Raw genomic sequence first — 19,244 nt, forward strand, 5'->3', positions numbered from 1 at the left:
CAATAATGCATATATAAGCAAACGCTTGTTATATTTCGATTAACGGCTGATGAACGATATGGATTGGTTAAGTGAAAAAGACCATGCGGAAATCGATTGTATTATCGAGAATGCTCCAATAGAATTATTAATAAACTTTTGCGAAAGACATAGTCTGTTCGATAATTTGCTACTATCAGGCAGATTCGGCATCATGGGTAACAAAGAGGTTACTCGTAAGGACTGTAAAGATGCGATATACCAAGCGATAAAGTTGGGTCAAATTACCGATGTGTTTTCAAAGAAAATTGTTTTCGATTGGGCGATTGCCAGAAATATCCCACGTACCCCTCAAAATCAATCATCAGGGGGAACTGATAAAACTCCCGTCGTTGTGAATAATGTCAACAACTATGGGCCCTCCTATAATCAACAATATGGCAATGGTAATATCCAGATTAATGCCATGAATATGCAATTAACCGAAAACATCAAGTTTATTCGAGAACTGATAGACCAGCTTAATCTCAATTCGTATAACAAACATAAACTAAGTACGAATATAGATTTCATCGAGAAAGAAGCATCAAAATTGACGCCAGATAAAAGCCTTTTAGAGCTGGCTCTCAAAGAAAGTAAGATTCTTGCAGAGCTGTCAGAAAATGTTAAAATCCTTACAAAAAATGGCCTAACAATCGTCGGTTACCTAAGTATCCTCGCGACTGCATGGAATATCCATCTTTAAACTTCTTTTTGTTCACGTTCTTTCAGTCGTGCAGCAAGAGTATTACGGCTGACATTCATCAGTTTCGCTATTTTTCTGTCGCTGAGTCCCATCAGCTTATATTCGTCGTATCTCTTCAACGAGATGGTCTTCTTCTCGGCCCCCCACGTTCCGCCACGTTCAGCTCTTGCTCGCTCCACACCCGCCTTAACTCGGAGACGCAGCTTTGCCTTTTCGTTCGATGAAACCCATGTTTTAATCATACCCATTAACATATCGGTATCATTGTTATAGTCAAAGACCTGCCCGGTGCTCGCCATGATAACCAGTTTCTTAGCTTCCTTGCATTTCAAGAGCAGGTCGAGACCGCTATTGATGTCCCTGTTCAGCCGGTCGTCGTCGAAACACAAGATGGCGTCATAATCATCATCGTATATGTGGGTGAGCATTTCATTGTACTGAGCCCGACTCTTGCTATCTCCAGATTTGGACTCGTCGATGTACTCTCTTGTTACTTCGCATTTATTCTGTTCAATATACCGTTTGAGTGTCACGTTTTGACTCTCGACCGTCTGCATGTCTGTACTAACACGTCTGTATACAACAACCCTCATGGTATCCACCTATTTTGGGCCAGTGGGGTATGTTGAGCCAGGTTTACCCGGCGAAATTCTCAACTTTCTGGGAGTCAATGGCTCAACATACCCTGTGGCTTAATTGACAGGTGTCATATGAGCCGATTGTATTTATATATCTTACCTAACAAGGAAAGTTTAACATACCACATAACCTAATTCGGCAAATTATTTATATGTCTGTACAAAATGGGCTGGTATGCAATCAATTACAATTGAAACGCTCTCCGAACAGGAGAAGACTACAAAAACAGGACAACTCACTGATGATGAGCTGCTGAGATTAAAACGCAGTATTGGGGCTCGTCACAGCTCCAATGAGACAATTAAAAAACTTGTTATAGAAGCTCTTGCAACAAGACTGGCCGGGGCCACTATGAAGACCCTCCTCGGTATAATCGCTCGAAAACAGAACCGATTCGAAAAAATCGAGATATACGGGGCTGTACACCAGCTTAAGCACGATGGGAAAATCATACGCTACAAGGCTAAAAAATGCCTGCAAGAGCAGGGTTTCATCGATGTTTGGGTTTACCGGCTTTCACAAACACCTGAAGAGGGAATAGCTTGAAAAATATAATTTTTATTATTGCTTGTCCCTGTTGCGGTATTATGAGAGAAATTACAATTAGTATTCAAGATGATGAAAGTCCTACAATAACACCCGAAAATGCTGCCAATACGTACCTATGCTGGGACTGTACCATCCCAATGGTCTATATATCATTTTAGCTATAATTAAGGGAATTGCACAAGCTGCCATGTTAAATCTCAAATTCATTAATACCTTTTAATATATTATCAATTGTATTACAGTACTACTTTCAATCCGCTTACAAAAGAACTATCTATGATATAATCTGTTGGCATATAAGGTGTCATTTGGTATGCTTAATCTACGTGACTTTATCTACATGGATATTGAAAAACTAAAATCTATAATTGCCCAAACTGAAAAGGGAGTTATAGACTCAATAATAGAAACAAAAGGTCAAGTAGAGAAAGTAACTGGGGATACAAAAGGAAATCTACTATTTTTAAGCAGTAAAATTAGTGGTGAGTCCGCATCCCAAAATAATTCAAGCAGTACCAAATATTTACATGACTACCTTTACAACAAAGTAGAAGAGTCGTTATTTAACGAAAAAATGCTCATTAGGATTCCACATGATATTAACGTTCAAAAATTAAAAGAAAGAACATTTGATGGAGAACTAAGCGATACATCCTTTGTATTATTACGAGGTAAAGTTATTATTAATGACTACAAAAAATTAATGCTTCAGCTAAATCATACTAACGAGTTTATAAAATCATTTCAAGCTTCGTCAGAAATCCAAAAATTAAAAGAAAAAGCCGAAACAGAAGGCCATAAAGTATCAAAAAAGAAACTAAAGGAAATAACCGATAATATCGAGAAAAATGGGCGATTCCTTGAAGACTCTTTGATAAAAGGTCTAAATATTACAAATGAATTATTTTTCAGGGATAGGACCATAATTAAAATTGTACCATATGAAGAATATCCAGAATTCCGATTTACTGGAATCTTGGACTCAAACAACTTACGCGATAATATTGATAACATAATTTACAAGTATGGTACAGCTCCTGTTACAGAGTGGAACATATTCGCTCAAATAGCATCTATTCCACCAAAAATTGAACATGAACCTATTAGATTTACTACGGGAAATAGTGTTGAAATTGCATTTAATGACACATTTGATGTGTTGAGGTCGATATCAGCGATTTCAAGTCAATCAGCTACATATCCAGAAATATCTATAACACCTATTGCAATATACCGTGGTTGATTAAGGTAGTTTTTCTTTTTTTAACAGGTTTTACCATGGGTCCAGTATAAAATTATTAAAATGCCTTACCTGTATAAGATTATGCCGTGACTTAAGCCTGCATGAAATCTATAACCAATTTTGACAAACTACAACTTTTGTTTCATGATGGGGTCACAAGTAGAAAAATTATAAAATGTGACTGTGACTCATGAGTTATTTGGTTTTTATTGTACTATCCTAACCAATTGGGATTGAAGGTGACACCACGCTATCGCACAAGCATCGGCCGCGTCGTCGGGCTTCGGCACGCTCATCAGGCCGAACCGATGGCGAACGGCGAGCCCTACCTCTGTTTTATTTGCATTACCCCGGCCAGTAATCGCCAATTTGACCTTGTTAGGGGTATACTCGTAGACCGGGAGCCCATTATAAGCAGCTACGAGCAGGGCGACCCCTCTGGCCTGAGCGACCTGAACGACAGTTGACACGTTACGACTGCTGAACAGTTCCTCGATGGCCATCTCGTCGGGTTCTCCGTGAACGATAATCCGCTGAAGTGAGAAATATATTGTTTGAAGACGCTCGGCGAGAGGTTTGTCCGGCGTTGTTTTGATGACGCCGACATCGAGAACAGTCCATTCCTCGACTATTGCGTATCCCATGGTCGCGAGGCCGGGGTCAATGGCAAGAATCCGTTTTGGCATATAATACTATGCTGCTAAATGGTATATTATAACAGATGCAGGTTTGATGCAGCCTCAGCGTACAGCGAAATTATGTTATACGTTATACTATATAGTGGCAATCGTTACCGTTGCCGATATTTTAATATTTCAAAGAGCGCAGACAGTGTGTAAGAATAAAATTTTATATACTCATAAGGCGTATATGGTTGATGGGTGTGGGGTCGGGAATGCTACTGGGTGGAGTCGGGACCGATACAACTGAGGTGGTCCTGACCTATCCACTATGTTTTGTAAGTGCTTTTGTATTTTCCACTTACCTATTTTGTGAATCTTTACTGTATATATATCTTACTAATTAACCTTATTGGCGCTAAGCGATTTAACGGCTAAATTGTAAACCTGTCATCATTATATAAACCTTTCTGTTACTTATATACTATCAAATTAAAATCGGAATACGTAAAAGGTATTAATTGGTAGGATAGAAATACTTATATACCCAGAAATACAAGGGCTCTCTACACAACTACCTATGTGGTGATTGAATGAAATCGTATGCAAACCTAACGATTGAGGCTCCTGCTCGTGAGCGGTTCGTCGAATTCGAACAAAGGTACAATTTCGGAACACACACCGAGGCGCTTGAATATCTACTCAACCTTTCGGAGTCCGGTGGATTCCACAGCGGTCGTGAGATTGCTCGTAAACTCGGCATGCCTCTGAACAGGGGTGACCAGTGATGTACTACCCTATCAGACGGTACTTCGAGGGGTGGAAAACAATCGAAAACATCCGAGATTGCGAGGGCATCATGTACATCCAGATAGAGCCAGGTCTGACGAATAGCCACCATGAGCCGCGGACTATGGGCTGGCTCGGCACAACCTCCGGCATCGCAGAGGTGGCATGCGGCGAGTACGAAACCATGGAGGAGGCACGCGCGGCATGTGAGAAACTCGGATACACCGAACATCTGGAGGACAACGACGATTATGCCTATGTCCTCCTCGGTTTCGAATTCATGGATGCGGGCATCGTCGAGGCATACACAACGAGGGATGCAATAAAAACCCCCTGTGACGTCGCCGATTTCATGTGTGACGCCCATAATGAGATAACCCCGGAGACGACCGACGATGAGATTCAGCAAATGGCGGACGACGCCAAGGAGTATGCGGATGCAGTCGAGGTATATGTTTACGGAGATATTGTCGAGTATCTGACAGAAATCAGAGATGAAAAGGTCGAGGGGGTTGAGAAAATAGTCGACTGGAGCGAACGGCTCGGGTGCGCCACATGTAATAAGCGTAATCCCGCCTGTATCGAGTTATTCATTAACCTTGCGAATAACAAGAACCAAGAGACTAGCCCAGTTAAACAGCACGTCTGGGAGTGCCAGTATAACGAAGCTATGAAGAAACATAGTGCAGAAAAGGCAGCGAATACGGAGCGCGGCGAACAGAACGAGTAAAGGAAAGGGCCGGACGTTGCTGTTGTGGTGATAAGCAATGGCCGGCAGCGTTACCCGAGGTGGGTTAACATGACTATCAATGAGTTTACGGATTATAAACCTATTGCTGGGCTTGAGGAGTGCTGCTCTAATTGCGGGCACAGTCACCCAGTTCTCGAATCGAACGATAAAATTTATTGCGACCTGTGCAGGAACGATGATGGCAATTACGCTGTTCTGCTGGTCGAAATCACCGACTGTCCGATGTTCGCGGAGGGTACTGTATGAACATCAGCGATATGAGTCTCGCCGATTTTGCATGTGGCTCTGCATCTGTCGCGCCCATTGAACCCGTATACGTGGGGCCATACGTCCGCCCCGAGTGGATGACCGAGGAGCGGACCGCTGAGATTGACCAGCTCGTAAAGGCCGGGCTTCCGGTTAACCTCACTATCCCGGTCGCCGACCTCATCAGGAGTGGTTACACGGAAAAACCAGAGGTTCGCAGAGCAGCGACATCAGACTGGCAGTATCGTCTCAACAGAGAACTCTTTGAGCACCTTCACCGAATACACAATGCAAAATCTGATTATGGGGTTACAATTACTGGGCTCCATAGGAACTCTGTTCCGAGCATCCGTAGTATTCGTCGCATTGAACTTGACGATTACTACAATGATAACAAGGTGGCGGAAGAGGTTTACTACCATTACGGCCATATCCTCGCCGTCGACGAGACTAACACCTCGTCGTACTTTGTGTATGATGAGCAGAACGGCGTATGGGAGCATCACATTACTCATGATGTCGCTATCCGGCTGGTCAGCGAGGTTCTAGACCGCCTAAAGGCCGCAGCACAGGAACTCGACACAGACGACCCAGTACGCAAGGCTCTATACAAATTTGACAACTACGGCCAGAGGGTGAGCATCCTCAAGGCATACCGGACGTTGCCTAATGTCCGCCGTATCACTATCGCCGACTTCGACCGGGATGAGGATATAGACCTCCTCAAGGTCAAAAACGGCATCCTGCACCTCGACACATTCGAGTGGGAGCCTCATAACCCAGAGTACCTACTGATGCGGATGGCACCGGTTGAGTTCAGGCCATGGGAGACCGCTCCAGTGTTCCGGGATATGCTCAACGAGGTTTACCGAGGCGACCAGAGCCTCATCCGATTCGTGCTCCAGAGCTTCGGGCTCGGGCTCACCGGCAGGGTCGATGACAAGGCCGTGTTCATCCACAACAGCGAGCACGGGTACAGTGGGCGGTCGACTATCAAGAGCTGCATTATCAACGTCCTCGGTCGGAGTGACAAAAACGGCTATGTTGCTGAGGTCGACCCATCGACGTTCGAGACCCGTGATGGTGGCAGGGGTGAAATACGAGCCGACCTCATGCAGCTCATCGGCGTTCGTCTCGCATTCAGCAGCGAGCCGACCAGAGGCGGACGGTTCGACGTGCAGCTCCTGAAACGTATCTCTGGCATGGACAACATCACGACGAGGGCTCCGTTCATGAAGAGGATGGTGACATTCATGCCGAAATTTAAACTAATCGTCCAGAGCAACCATATTCCCACCATTGCCGCTGATGACACAGCCATGATTGACCGTCTCAGGATAGTCGACTATACTGCGAGGTTCGTGAGAGAACCTCGGGCCGAGGGCGAATACCCCATCGATAATTCGGTTTTCGATAAACTGGCAGCAGAGGCGAGCGGTATCCTAAACGTTCTGCTCGATGCTCTTCGGGACTACTACGCCGAGAACCTGATTCGGCATCCTCCAGAGGCAGTCATGGCAGGTGTTACTCGCTATCTCGACGGGCTCGGGATGCTCGACTCGTTCGTGCAGGATGCAGTCGAGATTAACCCGAAGGCAGTGACCGCAACGGTTGACCTCTACGAGGCTTATAAGACTTATCTCAAAGTGGAGGGGTATCGTGACCAGTACATCCCTCTCGCCGATAATTTCAGGGGCATGCTGGAACGTTATGCACAGAGGCACGGGTACAACGTTCAATACACGAAATACGCTCGACGGGACTCCTCCGGGTTGCACGGTAAACGCGTCTGGATGGGTATCAGGCTCAGAGGTTCTGAGCCTGAACCTTCCTCGCCATTACCCTCTGGTGAGAGCTGCGGAGAGGTCCTCGACAATCAACTTAAAACACTACTGATGAGATTGGCCTCAGACGATAATGGAGTACCATACGATGAGTTTAAACAACATGCAGCAGACGACCTCGGCATCAATGGCGAGACGTTCGAGAGATTACACAACCGGTTGAGGAATCAGGGCAAGGTTTTCGAACCTGTCGCCGGGTTCTGGAGAGTACCGTAGTCAATACGGCACTCAATCGCATAACAAATCAGTTCAAAGCTATCAAATATCTATTAATCAGCTTTCAGTTTTGCTGCCACTGGGTCCCTGCACGAGGCTAAAGCGGTCCGAAGCTATCAAAACTTCGGGCCGACTTACATTTTTGTATCGGCTAATATTGCGACCTTTCCTTCGCTAATGCAAACATGAATAAGGCAACACCAGCGATTATTACGATAGTAAGGACAAATACAACCACCGTTACGATAAAATTAATTACCGCCATAATACTATTGAAAATAAATGCCGATAGGCCATTTGTTACTATGATACTGATGCTATTTAGGGTATTATCTGGTAACAAGAAGATGAATCCTATACAGCATAATACCGCAATTAATAATGAAGCCTTTTTTAGATTATCAACATTCCATGACCTAAAAAAGTAAATAAATTTTTCAACATTCGTAAGAGTTTTGACTGACCCATCCAATTGGTTTGAGATTATACCATCGTTTATTTCTTCAGCCTTCGTTTGTAGCAATTTCTTAAGAATGAATATCAATAAGTATCCTATAAACAGGGAGCAAACTATTAGTATACTTCCTTTTATAAACGTAATTATTAACCATAGTACTATATTTGTTAGAGATAATGCGGTAGAATTTGGATTAATAAAGTTAATCACCATGGGGGTAATCCAATTTGATACAAGCCCCCCAAATGCTAGATAAAACATACCCAATAGTAATCCGATAATTACTATCCCACCTAAAGCGGTTCCAGCAAACCCCATACCACCATATCCGCTACTAGGTGAGTAGCTACCTGACGAAGTTTTTCTAGAACTAACACTTGATGAAGAAGGCGAAGAAGTTACCCTGGGATAGCCATAGGAACTCATTGACGTTTTAGTATCAGATGTGACAATTCTCCTGTCTGCTAAAATTTTTTCCAATAGGCCTCTGAGGTACTCTGGGCGTTTATAGGTAATATCGGATAGCTGTATCTTAGGGATTTTATTACTACCAGCTAATTTGTGACAATTCGCACAAAGAACTATCAAGTTACTGGAAGAATTATAGTCATATCGTCCATCAGCATCTCTTACCGGTTCAATATGATGTACTTCCAAAACTTCTATGTCGCAGATAGAGCCGCATTTCTCACATTTATGGCCCACTGCTTCTTTTATCTTCCTAACCATCGACGGCGTTAATGCACTTCTTGTACCATACGAAAAATCATCCATCTCTTAACCCAGCAATCTATCAGATATAATAGGATTAGTGATATTAAGCTTACTACATATGAGCATAGATATATGAATAAAAAAATAGGTAAATCATCATAGCATAGTTCTGCTCTTGCTAAGCGTATTTTATGTTTTGCTATGATGCTACAAGTAGCAAAATTGATAAAATCGATATAAGCTGGGCCATAGGCGATTTGATTTTTGTTGTAATAGTCAAGCCAATATCTCGAATTCTGGTTAAAATGTGGGTCTATTTCGACTTCAATTTCGCCTTTGGCTTTTCCTTCCCAATCTTTTTGTTTAGGTCTTTTCCCCCCACTGAAACCAAAGCGTCTTTCGTTCCTTTTAAAGTTGTCACCTCCACATAGCTGTTTTGTCATATATTTCATCATATAAGCAGCTGCATTTCGGACTTCTTGGGTATCCTCAATATGGACGATGTAGCTTTGGCCCTTGTAGCTTTTATCCATTGCTCTTTGATTCTGGAATGCGGAACATAGACGTTTATGGCTATATGGGGGTGCCTTACACCTCGCTTGGTGAATTCTTTTGCCCAGAATGCTTTTAGGCCGTCATTCTCTTTGTTTAGGTTGTCCATTAGCTTCCGAGGTATTGTATGTTATATTCAGCATCTAAATGATTTTTTTACAGTAAAGATTACAGTATTTTATCCGTAAAACACTGACTTTGTTTCACTACCTATATTTCCACTGGAACTTGATGCGACCCACCCGCACCACTTTTTAACAGTTACATTAGGCGATTGCTCAAGTGGTGCGGGTTAACTCTTGTTTTTCGCATTATACATTTGGAAAATGGTACATGTACGATTTTCCAATAAGAAGTTTTCTAGATTACTCCGCACCACTAGAAATTTAGAAGTAAAATAGACTAACGTCAATGCTATCAAAGTGGTACGGGGGTAGGCCGCACCACCCCGCACCACCCGCACCATTTAGAACTAAAAATCAGTATAACATGCAATATAACCGATGCCCAGAGGAACTCATCAGTGATGAATCATGACAAATCCTTTTTGATTCGTCACTACCTCGGGAGCTGTTTTTCTCTCTGCTCGACAGCAGGCCACTCTGGTAGTAACACTAATAGCAAAATTTATATTACAAGTTATCCCTTTATTTTTATAGGTACAGGACAAAACACCTGTCCCCAATAGCATCATAATATTGAAAAAAAGGTCTACGTTGTTGTGTAGCCCATATTCCTTCCTTGAGCAGGATTGAGGGTCCTGTTCCGAAGGGATTCGCGAGTTCAAATCTCGTCCCCCGCACCAGCGTTAACAGTTAATAGCGACCGCTTGCAACTTTATAAAGGTTGACTTTTTATTTGGATATCTATAATTTATAAAAATATATAGATGATAATCGAAGTCGTATGGCCCCTGTTACTGTTAGGTCTTGCAGTCCAGATGTTCAGCGGGTTTTTAACCAGAGTCCCCACCCATACCTGGTTCTCTGCACGGATCCTGATTTCACGATTGTGGACGTGAATGATAGTTATCTGGAGATCACCCGCACAAAGCGCCAGGACCTTATCGGGCGGGCCATGTTTGCCGCTTTTCCCGAGAACCCGTACGATCGCACCGTTATGGGCACGGATGACTTGAGGACATCCCTGGAGCGTGTCCTGCGAGACCGTATCCCGGATGTCATGGGTGTCCAGAAGTACGACATACCACTCCGCGATGAGACCGGCCAGTTCGAGGTGAGGTACTGGAGCCCGGTCAACACACCCATCTTCGGGCCGGACGGGAAGGTGACTCACATCCTCCATCACGTCGAGGACGTCACCGACTTCATCCAGCTGCAGGAGCAATACAGCAAGGAAAAGGGCAAGCGTGTCAAGAAAGTGGAAGCCCGGCCCGAGCGCATTGAGGCGGAGATACTCCGGAGGGCGGTCGAGGTGAAGGAGGCCAACCGGAGACTCAAGACTGCCCTGGAAGAGATGGAAAAGTGCAACATTGAGGTGACGACTAACGCGCAGAAGCTCGAGGCCGCCAGAAACGCATTGGAAGCCTCCAAAAACCAGGCTGACGTCTACATCGACCTTATGGGACACGACATCAACAACCTGAACCAGGTAGCCATGAGCTTCATAGATTTAACCATCGAGTCGTTTGAGCTGAAGAGTGAAGCGCGGAGCATGCTGGATAAGTCAATGAGCGCTCTCGATAGCATCTCCAGGTTGATCGATCACGTCGGCAAGCTCCGGAAAGCGGGGGAGCACGGCCTCTCGTCCCGGATTTTTAACCTCTCGGAGGTTCTCCGGGAGGTGATGGGCCACTATTCCCACATACCCGGCCGGGATATCACCATCAATTTCAGTCCGACACAGCCATGCAAGGTCCTCGCGAACGATCTGATATGGGATGTGTTTTCTAACCTCATCGGCAATTCTGTCAAACACTCCGATCCTGGCTTACCCCTGATCATTAACGTGGGAATGGGGTTGAGGAAAGAGGGCGAAAAAACGTACTGCCTGGTCACAGTCGAGGATAACGGCCCCGGCATCCCGGATGAGCTTAAAGGCAGGCTGTTCGGCAGGTTTGAGCGGGGCCAGACCAAGGTGAGCGGAAAAGGCTTAGGCTTATTCCTGATCAAAACGCTGGTCGAGGACTTCCACGGTAAAGTATGGATCGAGGACCGGGTGCCAGGTGACCACACGAAGGGAGCCAGGTTCGTGGTAATGCTGCCTGCAATAGAAGAATAGCCTGCTTGATAGCTTTACACCTGGCATCTCTCTCCAGAGAAAATAGTTTTAATCTATGACTTTCTATTAGGGCTACGATGGCAGGATCAATCCTTCTATTATCAGACCTACACGCGGACATACTGGCCTTGAACGACATCCTGGAGATCGCCGGCAGCGATGCCTTTTCAAAGCGCTACGGTCCGGTGGAAAAGATCCTCAACCTGGGAGACCTTCTGGAGCGGGGGCACCATCCCCGGGAGGTTGTCGAACGGCTGCAGGAGCTCGACAATGTCGTGTCGATTATCGGTAACCACGAGGAGGCGTTCCTGCTTGGTCGAAAGATCAGCACGCCCGATGCAAAAAGTCTGGCCTCCCACCAGGACTACAAGGCTTCTGGAACCTGCGGGGCCTTTTTCGAAGGCATGCCCCGGACTTACGTAGACCTGCCCAGGCTGCTCTATGCGGCGCACGGAGGGCCTCTTGACCCGGCCTCGCTGATCTCCTCCAGAGAGGCTGATTTCGAGACGGCCTGGCACTATGCCCAGTCCTGGCAGCGCATCTCTGAGACCGGCAGCAGTTACATGGCCCCCGATGGATATCACTATCTGCCTGAGGAGGCATTCGCAGCTGTCAAAGATGTGTTTAAGAGAGGTGGGTTCGTTGTCGTCTGCGGCCACGACCACCGGGAAGTCGTCTACAGGCAGCGGAACGGTGTCATAGAAAATATTCTGGATAAGCTCCCTGAGCAGGTTATTGATCTGCAAGGCAGGCGAATCCGGGAAAAGCAGCTCGAGGTCGCGGAAGATGCCAATTACCTTGTCCGGCTCGGCATCGGCGGCCCTGAAGGCTATCTGCCCAGGGGCTGGGCGGACCGGTCTTACTTTGGGGTTTTAGTGGAAAAGGCAGGCCGCCGTACTATTTACCTGCTAAGTTTCGATCGGCAGCGGCCGGCTCATAGCTAAGCCGCTGTCTCATCTTTTTTATAGTCCTTCTAAATACGGGTCTATATTTTACATAATCTTTGATGAGCGGTGGGGTTGGGCATAAACGATGAAAATTACAGTTTCAGCGATAGGGTATACAGCTGATATAAGCAGGCATGATCAGTATCCCCAAATGATCATAATTCGCTTACCGCCTCCTTAAACCTCTGTACCTCCTAAACCTCCTTTTTTAAACTCCTCCCTGACCTCCATGTACCTCCTTAAACCTGCCTCCTTAAACCTCCAGCGCCTCCTTAATCCTCAAACTTTTCAGGGTCACTTGAACTGGCAGAATGCAGAGGATTAAGGAGGCGCTGGAGGAATGGGGGTAGGTTTAAGGAGGTACGGGGAGGTTTAAGGAGGGCTTTAAAAAGGGAGGTTTAAGGAGGTAAGGAGGTTAAAGGAGACACGCCTGACATTGATAGTTAACAACGATTTTCATACGTAAGGCGTTCCTACATAAAGACGTTACTAGCTATCAGGATATTCTCTAACCGCTCTATAACTCTGACAGGCCATTCTTAAGATAGCGCTTAATTTAATGTTACAATAGTTAATAATCGATGTTTTAATAAGAAAGGCTATAATTGTATACTGTATACAAAACCTCTACTGGTTAAAAATGGAAGGCATACAAGTTTACGAGCAAAACTATTCAGAATCCAGACTTTGGTATAAAATAAATAAATACAGCAAGGTTGTAGGTGCAAGCATTGTCTATCACGCTCTCTTGTTATGGTATATAGCCACAAAAGATAGCACACCAGTGCCAGTAAAACTGTTAATCCTCGGCGGACTGGGATATTTTATTGCACCAATAGAAGCCATTCCTGATTTCCTCGTCGGGATCGGATACGGCGATGATGCAGCGTTGCTAATGGGTATTTTTTCATCGGTGATGATGCATATGGATGATGATTCTAAATCGAAAGCCAAAGTCAGAGTTAAAGAAATCTTCGGGGATGGGGCAGACATCGTGTCGCCCTTCTCGTAATTAGCCTTGTATTACCAAACGCTACCTGTGCTTGGGCGAATGAAATGTAAGGAGATAAAAGGGGGATCATGTACGGAGGCCGGACTGGTGAACTATCTTTCCCCCAAAGATAATGCCTGGCTTAAATCCGGGGCATGACCACTCTTTATCAGGCCGCTACCGGTCACGTAAACTTGATAAACCGTGAATATCGGCCCTATCCTGCCGCTTACCTTTCATAGTATGATTGCCAGGAGCTACTTAGGGGATTGAATTCAAATGGCGTCTGGAACCTATATCGCCTTCCGATGGAGGAGGATTGGGAACATGGATGCCTGGCTGAGAGTACGACGAAGTATTATTAAGGAGATGATGCCGGGCAGCCGGTCTTCCAGCGGTTCAGCCTTTGACGTAGATAGTTTTATTGTCTATACTGAATGTTGAACTAGTATGCATGCGCTTGTAGTCTATTATTCGAGAACTGGCAACACCAGGAAGGTGGGCGAAGAGCTTGCCAGGGTATTGCCAGGTGACGTTGAAGAACTTATAGACACAGTGAACAGGGCGGGACCACTAGGATTTCTATCGGCTGCCGGCGATGCGAGCCAGAGAAAGCTGACGAAGCTTCAGCCGATTATGAAGGACCCGTCTGCGTATGATCTCGTTCTGGTGGGTACTCCCAACTGGAATGCTAACGTGTCGACGCCTGTCAGAACCTATCTCGCGGAGAATAGGGCTAAATTCAAGAGCGTAGCGTTCTTCTGCACCCAGGGCGTCCGGGGAGGCTCGGAAAAGGCTTTTGCAGAGATGGAAGCGGTCGCGGGCAAAAAACCGAAGGCGACACTTACTGTTCCGATGTCTGCTTTAAAGAATGGAAACCATGCGGATATGTTGAAAAAGTTTGCAGCTGAAGTTAATGCATGAATAGTACTGCTTAGATAAAAAAATTGCCAGTTATCCCTACTGGGCCGGCCCTGGCTATTTCCCGTGACGTTTGCCGTTAAACCTTGTGATGCGTCGTTTCGCAGCGGAACATTTTGCCGTCTGGGTTCCATGGCACGACTGCTATCGTGGTTTCGGCCAGATTAGGTATGTCGTGGTATAGGTGGTGGCTGATATGCTCCGAAATCTCATTGCATTGAGTAGTGTTCAGTTCAGAATCTATCGCAATTACCGCCTCAGCTTGTAAGCGGTGGCCGATCCATCTCATCTGTAGGCGCTGAACACTCTTGACGTCGGAATGCTCCGTGATAATGGCCTCTGCCCTCTGGACGATAATCGGGTCGACGGCGTCCATTAGCCTGTACCACATAGACTTCGCAGCGTCTTTCGTGATGAACAGGATAACGATGCCCATGAGAATGCCAATTATTGCATCTACTATCGGATAGCCCAGGAAGGCTCCGATAGCTGCGACTAATACCGCGAGAGAAGTAAGGCCATCGGTCCGGGCGTGAAGGCCGTTTGCTATCATGGCATCCGAACCGATCTTCTTGCCTGTGCGAATCTGGATGATGGCGGCAAGCTCATTACCAGCAAATCCTATGATGGCAGCTGCAGCCACCCATACCAGGTTGTCCAGCGGAACCGGATTAAAGAGCCTCAATACAGACTCGTACAAGATATAAAACGCGCTGAAGCCTATCGAGAGAACTATAAGTACTCCTGCCAGGTCTTCAGCCCGTCCGTACCCATAGGTGTAACGCTTGTTTGCGACTCTGCTCGCCAGCCAGAAGGCGAACAGCAGGGGAATGGAGTTAACAGCATCCCCGAGATTATGGACAGTATCGCCCAGCAGAGCTACGCTACCGCTCATCAGATAGATTACTATTTGGAGGATCGTCGTCAGGCCAAGTAAAGCCACGGCTAAGTAGATGGTGCGGATTCCCAGCTTATTATCTTTAAGGGCTTTATCTCCAGCTAGTTCACCGTGATCGTGGGAATGGCCTCCAATGTGGAAGATTGCGGCAATAGTGCCGATAATTCCATGTCCACCATGGTCATGACCATGGCCTTGATCATGCTTGTGACCATGGTCATGATGCTCGTGTTCGCTACGCGGGTGATCGTGGTCATGCTCTTCGTGACTGTGCTCGATTCCATGAGCATGTTCATACTCGTGTTCGTGACCTTTTATTGCGCTCATGTGGCGACTCCTGTTTTGGGGTTATATCCGAAGTTACTCTGCTGTCGCGCGTATATGGGAAAGTTTAATGGCTATGAACTTTCTCTCTCCTGTTTCGACACCGGTAAAGCCATTTTCTTGTAATTCGGGCGTCAACTTTTCTACCGGTTCAGTATCTATTGCGATGAAATGGCCGCCAGGTTTCAAGACGCGATATATCTCTTTCAACCCTTTCCTTCTCACGTCTTCGGGCATGTGGAATATCATGAAGCTGCACATAACTGCATCGAAGTGATTCTCAGGGAAAGGAATGCTTGCGATGCTCCCTTCCTTGATAGAGATGTCTGCGCCTTTTCGCATAGCCTTCTGGCGGGCCTTCGCGACCATCTCGGGGGCAATGTCGATAGCTGACATTTCACCAGACGGTCCTACTCGTTCTTTCGCGGCCAGAGTCAGTGTCCCGGTGCCGCATCCGATTTCTAGAACCCTGTCGCCAGGCTTAATCTGGCTTATCTCAATTTCAAGTTGCCGGAGCTTTTTCTCTCTGCCGAAGCTAAGAAATACCATGATAAGGTCGTAATATGGTGCGTAGGCTCCCATCTGTCCCGGCTGTTTTTCTTGAATCGTAGTTGTGTTCTCGTTGCTCATCGCGTGTCCATCCAATCATTGTTCTTTTTTGTGACCTTGCGCTCCGTTTTAAATCTGTGTTGTTACTACTAGTTCTTATAGTTACTCACAGTAACGATAATTAATATAAGTATGAACCACTAATGAGATTCATATCTATGCCAAAACTATATCCGGGCTACAAAGATGAAGTCAGGAAGAGAATCATCTTAGTAGCATTCGAGATCTTCCTCGCCAAGGGTTTTGAAAAAACAACGATGGATGAAATAGCTGCCCAGCTAGGCGTGACTAAGCCAGCAATTTACAGGTACTACAAAAATAAGGAAGAACTCTTTCTCGCTTCCGTCGCAGAGTCAATGATGGCGGAGTTCGAGAAGACCTTCGCTAGGTCCTTCGAGTCGGGGGATCTGATGACTGGAGCAGGCCGGTTTTTCGACGAGCTGCTTGAGTTCGACCGCAAGTACGCAGCTCTCGGGAAGGACATGGATAGCATCATCTCCCGGGATGTATCCCTCCGGGAAGGGGCTTCACACCTCCATTCCCAGGGCATGGTACTGATGCGACACTTCTTCTGGGAACACAAAAAGCAGGGAACGATACACACGATCTTAAACGACGACGAACTGACAGTAATTTGTACCGCCCTTGCGAACGGCCTTATCAACAGCGTAGGTCACGGCCTTGACACGGCTGAGGCAAAACGATTATGGCTTCTAGGATTCGCAAAAATCGCCGGTATTGAGAGTAAGAGCAGATAATTTCGACATTTTATATTACCATATATCGATTAATGGTAAAATCTGCCTGTTTTGTCTAAAAATATACGGGCCAGTATGCCACCTTTTAAGTCACTTGTCCAGGCTGGGGCTGCTATAAACACGGGATTATCTTTAACGCATGGCCATCAACAGGTTGAATATGAAGCATAGGAAGCATGCTGCTCAGCGGCTTGATGGTGTCCTCGAGGCCCACCCGCCCGGAGGGGATCAGGAACGGGAGCGCAGGGGCCGGAGGGACTTCGAGGTCGAGAAGGAGCACATGGGCCACGACCGGCACTACCTGAACGACTTTAAATGTAACCGGTGCGGCGCTTGCTGTACGCAGTACCAGTGGGTTCACCTTACTCTCGATGATTTGAAAAAGTTAGCCGACGGCCTGGACTTGCCGGTCTCTACGACCTATGCCCGGTATTGCAGGCGTGTACGCTGGGGCAGCCTTTGGAGTTTTGCCATCAACGTGGAGGGTGGCTGCCCATTCTACAAAGGCGATGCCGGGTGCTCTGTCTACGATGCCCGTTCCGAGATCTGCCGGCGCTACCCCTTCACCTATGTGGAAGCCCAACGTGTCGGAGAAATAAAGCGTTTCGGCACTTGTGCACTGTGCGATATGGACGACGACGCGAGAGTCCCCCACGACTACGAAGCCGCTGCCATATTTGAACAGTGGCGGGCGTTCACCAACGAGTTTTTATCACGGCGCCAGAACTTCACGGACTTACAGTTCAACGAAGCCTACGAGAAAGGCGTCATTATTGTAAATACCCCGGCTTTAAGACAGGCAACCACTACTAGTTTTTATCTCCTTACCCGGCTTCGCATGTCATTTGCTTTTCGTCTCCTGGCTCGAACGTTATTTTTTATTTATGGCATTGGGGGCGCCGCACGTGCCCCGCAATCGAAAGGTGTTCGGGGGTAGGCGCCTGACATACCTACGGCACTCAGAAATTGTGTTAAAGCCGGTATATTGACCTTTATCGGTAAAGCCAGCGAGGGCGTGATCCCGCGGAGTCCATCCCTCTATGTCTCCCCGACAATGGTCGGCTGTGGGACCACAATAGTCTCTCCGTCAGGAGCACTGGGATACGTGGCAGGAACATTAATCACAAACGGTATATCCCAGTTATTAACAATTTAGTAAAAGGAGTTTTTGCATTGGACATCCCACGTATCTTCAATATTACCGAAAGTGCTCACCGCATCCATAACCCGTTCACCCCAGAGAAGCTCGCCACTCTCGGCGCGGCGTTACGCCTGGAACCGGGGACTCGGGTGCTCGACCTCGGCAGCGGTTCGGGCGAGATGCTGTGCACCTGGGCACGCGATTACGGAATCACCGGCGTCGGCATCGACATGAGCCAGCTGTTCACCGGGCAGGCGAAACTACGCGCTGAAGAACTCGGGGTCGCCGATCGAGTCGAGTTCATCCACGGCGACGCTGCCGGCTACGTCGCCGCCGAAAAGGTCGGTGTGGCAGCCTGTCTCGGTGCCACGTGGATCGGCGGGGGAGTCGCAGGCACCATCGAGCTGCTGGCGAAGAGTCTCCGCTCCGATGGAATCATCCTCATCGGCGAGCCCTACTGGCGGCAGTTACCGCCGACGGAAGACGTTGCCAGGGAATGCAATGCCCATTCTATCTCCGACTTTCTCCTGCTTCCGGACCTTCTCGCGTCTTTCGGCGACCTCAGCTACGACGTTGTGGAAATGGTTCTGGCTGACCAGGAAGGCTGGGATAGGTACGAGGCGGCCAAGTGGCTCACCATGCGCCGGTGGCTCGAAGCGAATCCCGACGACGACTTAGCGAAAGAGGTTCGAGCCAAACTGACTTCGGAACCAAAACGCTATGCCGCGTACACGCGTGAATACATTGGATGGGGCGTGTTCGCGCTGATGGCGCGGTGATCTGAGGCAGCAGGGATATTCGGCGGATTGCCAACGGCAGGGGCGGCTGAGATACACTCGGAGGCTCCTCCCGATGATCTGAAGAAAAAAACTTCATGACCCTGAAGGAGATTGAAGAAAAGACCGAACGCAGGGGCTTTGGCCTGTACCTGGTGAGAACGATGATAGAATATTACCATGGTAAAGTCTGGGTGGAGGACCGGGTACCCGGCGACTACTCCAGGGGCGCCAGGTTCGTGGTCATGCTGCCAGCGTTAGACGGGTAACTACCAGGTAATATTGTTCAGTGGC

Annotated in this window: 21 protein-coding genes; 14 read left to right on the forward strand and 7 right to left on the reverse strand. The window is 47.0% G+C overall.

From position 1 onward, the window contains the following. Nucleotides 1–49: 49 nt before the first annotated feature. A complete protein-coding gene (locus ACPLPM_RS10285; protein WP_424356696.1) occupies nt 50–724 on the forward strand; it encodes a hypothetical protein in 675 nt (224 codons plus the stop codon). Here the strand turns inward: ACPLPM_RS10285 and ACPLPM_RS10290 are convergent. Continuing rightward, on the reverse strand, nt 721–1,317 hold the full coding sequence (locus ACPLPM_RS10290; protein WP_424356697.1) for a recombinase family protein: 597 nt from the start codon (nt 1,315–1,317) through the stop codon (nt 721–723). The genes ACPLPM_RS10285 and ACPLPM_RS10290 overlap by 4 nt on opposite strands. A 220-nt stretch (nt 1,318–1,537) precedes the next feature. Here ACPLPM_RS10290 and ACPLPM_RS10295 point away from each other — a divergent pair, with 220 nt between their 5' ends. Both ACPLPM_RS10295 and ACPLPM_RS10300 read left to right on the forward strand, forming a co-directional pair. Beyond that, nucleotides 1,538–1,909 (forward strand): hypothetical protein, encoded by a 372-nt coding sequence (locus tag ACPLPM_RS10295; protein ID WP_424356698.1) that lies wholly within the window; start codon nt 1,538–1,540, stop codon nt 1,907–1,909. 316 nt (nt 1,910–2,225) lie between these two features. Then, nucleotides 2,226–3,155 carry a DUF6414 family protein gene (locus ACPLPM_RS10300; RefSeq protein ID WP_424359965.1) on the forward strand — a complete coding sequence of 310 codons (930 nt, stop codon included), beginning with the start codon at nt 2,226–2,228 and terminating at the stop codon, nt 3,153–3,155. Nucleotides 3,156–3,361: 206 nt separating this feature from the next. Here ACPLPM_RS10300 and ruvC read toward each other — a convergent pair whose 3' ends face one another. Next, nucleotides 3,362–3,841 (reverse strand): crossover junction endodeoxyribonuclease RuvC, encoded by a 480-nt coding sequence (gene ruvC / locus ACPLPM_RS10305; RefSeq protein ID WP_424356699.1) that lies wholly within the window; start codon nt 3,839–3,841, stop codon nt 3,362–3,364. A 527-nt stretch (nt 3,842–4,368) separates the two neighbouring features. Between ruvC and ACPLPM_RS10310 the strand changes: the two genes are divergently transcribed. From ACPLPM_RS10310 to ACPLPM_RS10320, 3 genes are all read left to right on the forward strand, one after another. Continuing rightward, nucleotides 4,369–4,563, forward strand: a complete 195-nt coding sequence (locus tag ACPLPM_RS10310; protein WP_424356700.1) for a hypothetical protein — start codon at nt 4,369–4,371, stop codon at nt 4,561–4,563. After that, the gene (locus ACPLPM_RS10315; RefSeq protein ID WP_424356701.1) at nt 4,563–5,294 is read left to right on the forward strand and encodes a hypothetical protein; all 732 of its coding nucleotides are present in this window, start codon (nt 4,563–4,565) and stop codon (nt 5,292–5,294) included. Before ACPLPM_RS10310 ends, ACPLPM_RS10315 begins: the two co-directional genes overlap by 1 nt. A gap of 263 nt (nt 5,295–5,557) precedes the next feature. Next, nucleotides 5,558–7,621, forward strand: coding sequence for a DNA primase family protein (locus ACPLPM_RS10320; protein WP_424356702.1), 2,064 nt, complete (start codon nt 5,558–5,560; stop codon nt 7,619–7,621). A gap of 151 nt (nt 7,622–7,772) precedes the next feature. Here ACPLPM_RS10320 and ACPLPM_RS10325 read toward each other — a convergent pair whose 3' ends face one another. Next, entirely contained in the window at nt 7,773–8,852 is a 1,080-nt protein-coding gene (locus tag ACPLPM_RS10325; protein ID WP_424356703.1) for an HNH endonuclease, read from the reverse strand. Next, complete coding sequence (locus tag ACPLPM_RS10330; protein WP_424356704.1) at nt 8,816–9,325, reverse strand: hypothetical protein; 510 nt, start codon at nt 9,323–9,325, stop codon at nt 8,816–8,818. The genes ACPLPM_RS10325 and ACPLPM_RS10330 overlap by 37 nt, the downstream gene beginning before the upstream one ends. 925 nt (nt 9,326–10,250) lie before the next feature. Here ACPLPM_RS10330 and ACPLPM_RS10335 point away from each other — a divergent pair. From ACPLPM_RS10335 to ACPLPM_RS10350, 4 genes are all read left to right on the forward strand, one after another. Beyond that, on the forward strand, nt 10,251–11,585 hold the full coding sequence (locus ACPLPM_RS10335) for an ATP-binding protein (RefSeq protein WP_424356705.1): 1,335 nt from the start codon (nt 10,251–10,253) through the stop codon (nt 11,583–11,585). 77 nt (nt 11,586–11,662) lie between these two features. Further along, nucleotides 11,663–12,529 carry a metallophosphoesterase gene (locus ACPLPM_RS10340; RefSeq protein WP_424356706.1) on the forward strand — a complete coding sequence of 289 codons (867 nt, stop codon included), beginning with the start codon at nt 11,663–11,665 and terminating at the stop codon, nt 12,527–12,529. 643 nt (nt 12,530–13,172) lie between these two features. After that, on the forward strand, nt 13,173–13,544 hold the full coding sequence (locus ACPLPM_RS10345) for a YkvA family protein (RefSeq protein WP_424356707.1): 372 nt from the start codon (nt 13,173–13,175) through the stop codon (nt 13,542–13,544). A 429-nt stretch (nt 13,545–13,973) separates the two neighbouring features. After that, nucleotides 13,974–14,447, forward strand: coding sequence for a flavodoxin family protein (locus ACPLPM_RS10350; RefSeq protein ID WP_424356708.1), 474 nt, complete (start codon nt 13,974–13,976; stop codon nt 14,445–14,447). Between the two features lie 76 nt (nt 14,448–14,523). On the opposite strand, the gene ACPLPM_RS10355 is transcribed toward ACPLPM_RS10350, so the two are convergent. The 3 genes from ACPLPM_RS10355 to ACPLPM_RS10365 form a co-directional block, all read right to left on the reverse strand. Next, the gene (locus ACPLPM_RS10355) at nt 14,524–15,507 is read right to left on the reverse strand and encodes a cation diffusion facilitator family transporter (RefSeq protein ID WP_424359966.1); all 984 of its coding nucleotides are present in this window, start codon (nt 15,505–15,507) and stop codon (nt 14,524–14,526) included. Beyond that, complete coding sequence (locus ACPLPM_RS10360; RefSeq protein WP_424360053.1) at nt 15,444–15,632, reverse strand: hypothetical protein; 189 nt, start codon at nt 15,630–15,632, stop codon at nt 15,444–15,446. Before ACPLPM_RS10360 ends, ACPLPM_RS10355 begins: the two co-directional genes overlap by 64 nt. Nucleotides 15,633–15,702: 70 nt before the next feature. Then, nucleotides 15,703–16,296 (reverse strand): class I SAM-dependent methyltransferase, encoded by a 594-nt coding sequence (locus ACPLPM_RS10365; RefSeq protein ID WP_424356709.1) that lies wholly within the window; start codon nt 16,294–16,296, stop codon nt 15,703–15,705. A gap of 137 nt (nt 16,297–16,433) precedes the next feature. Here ACPLPM_RS10365 and ACPLPM_RS10370 point away from each other — a divergent pair, with 137 nt between their 5' ends. The 4 genes from ACPLPM_RS10370 (at nt 16,434) to ACPLPM_RS10385 (ending at nt 19,219) form a co-directional block, all read left to right on the forward strand. Beyond that, nucleotides 16,434–17,033, forward strand: a complete 600-nt coding sequence (locus ACPLPM_RS10370; RefSeq protein ID WP_424356710.1) for a TetR/AcrR family transcriptional regulator — start codon at nt 16,434–16,436, stop codon at nt 17,031–17,033. Between the two features lie 160 nt (nt 17,034–17,193). Further along, nucleotides 17,194–17,970: a YkgJ family cysteine cluster protein gene (locus ACPLPM_RS10375; RefSeq protein WP_424356711.1), complete on the forward strand. Its 777-nt coding sequence runs from the start codon at nt 17,194–17,196 to the stop codon at nt 17,968–17,970. Between the two features lie 236 nt (nt 17,971–18,206). Then, nucleotides 18,207–18,953 carry an SAM-dependent methyltransferase gene (locus ACPLPM_RS10380; RefSeq protein ID WP_424356712.1) on the forward strand — a complete coding sequence of 249 codons (747 nt, stop codon included), beginning with the start codon at nt 18,207–18,209 and terminating at the stop codon, nt 18,951–18,953. Between the two features lie 95 nt (nt 18,954–19,048). Then, nucleotides 19,049–19,219, forward strand: a complete 171-nt coding sequence (locus ACPLPM_RS10385; RefSeq protein WP_424356713.1) for an ATP-binding protein — start codon at nt 19,049–19,051, stop codon at nt 19,217–19,219. Nucleotides 19,220–19,244 lie beyond the last annotated feature (25 nt).

Source organism: Methanocella sp. MCL-LM (assembly GCF_049676595.1).
Classification (GTDB): domain Archaea; phylum Halobacteriota; class Methanocellia; order Methanocellales; family Methanocellaceae; genus Methanocella_A.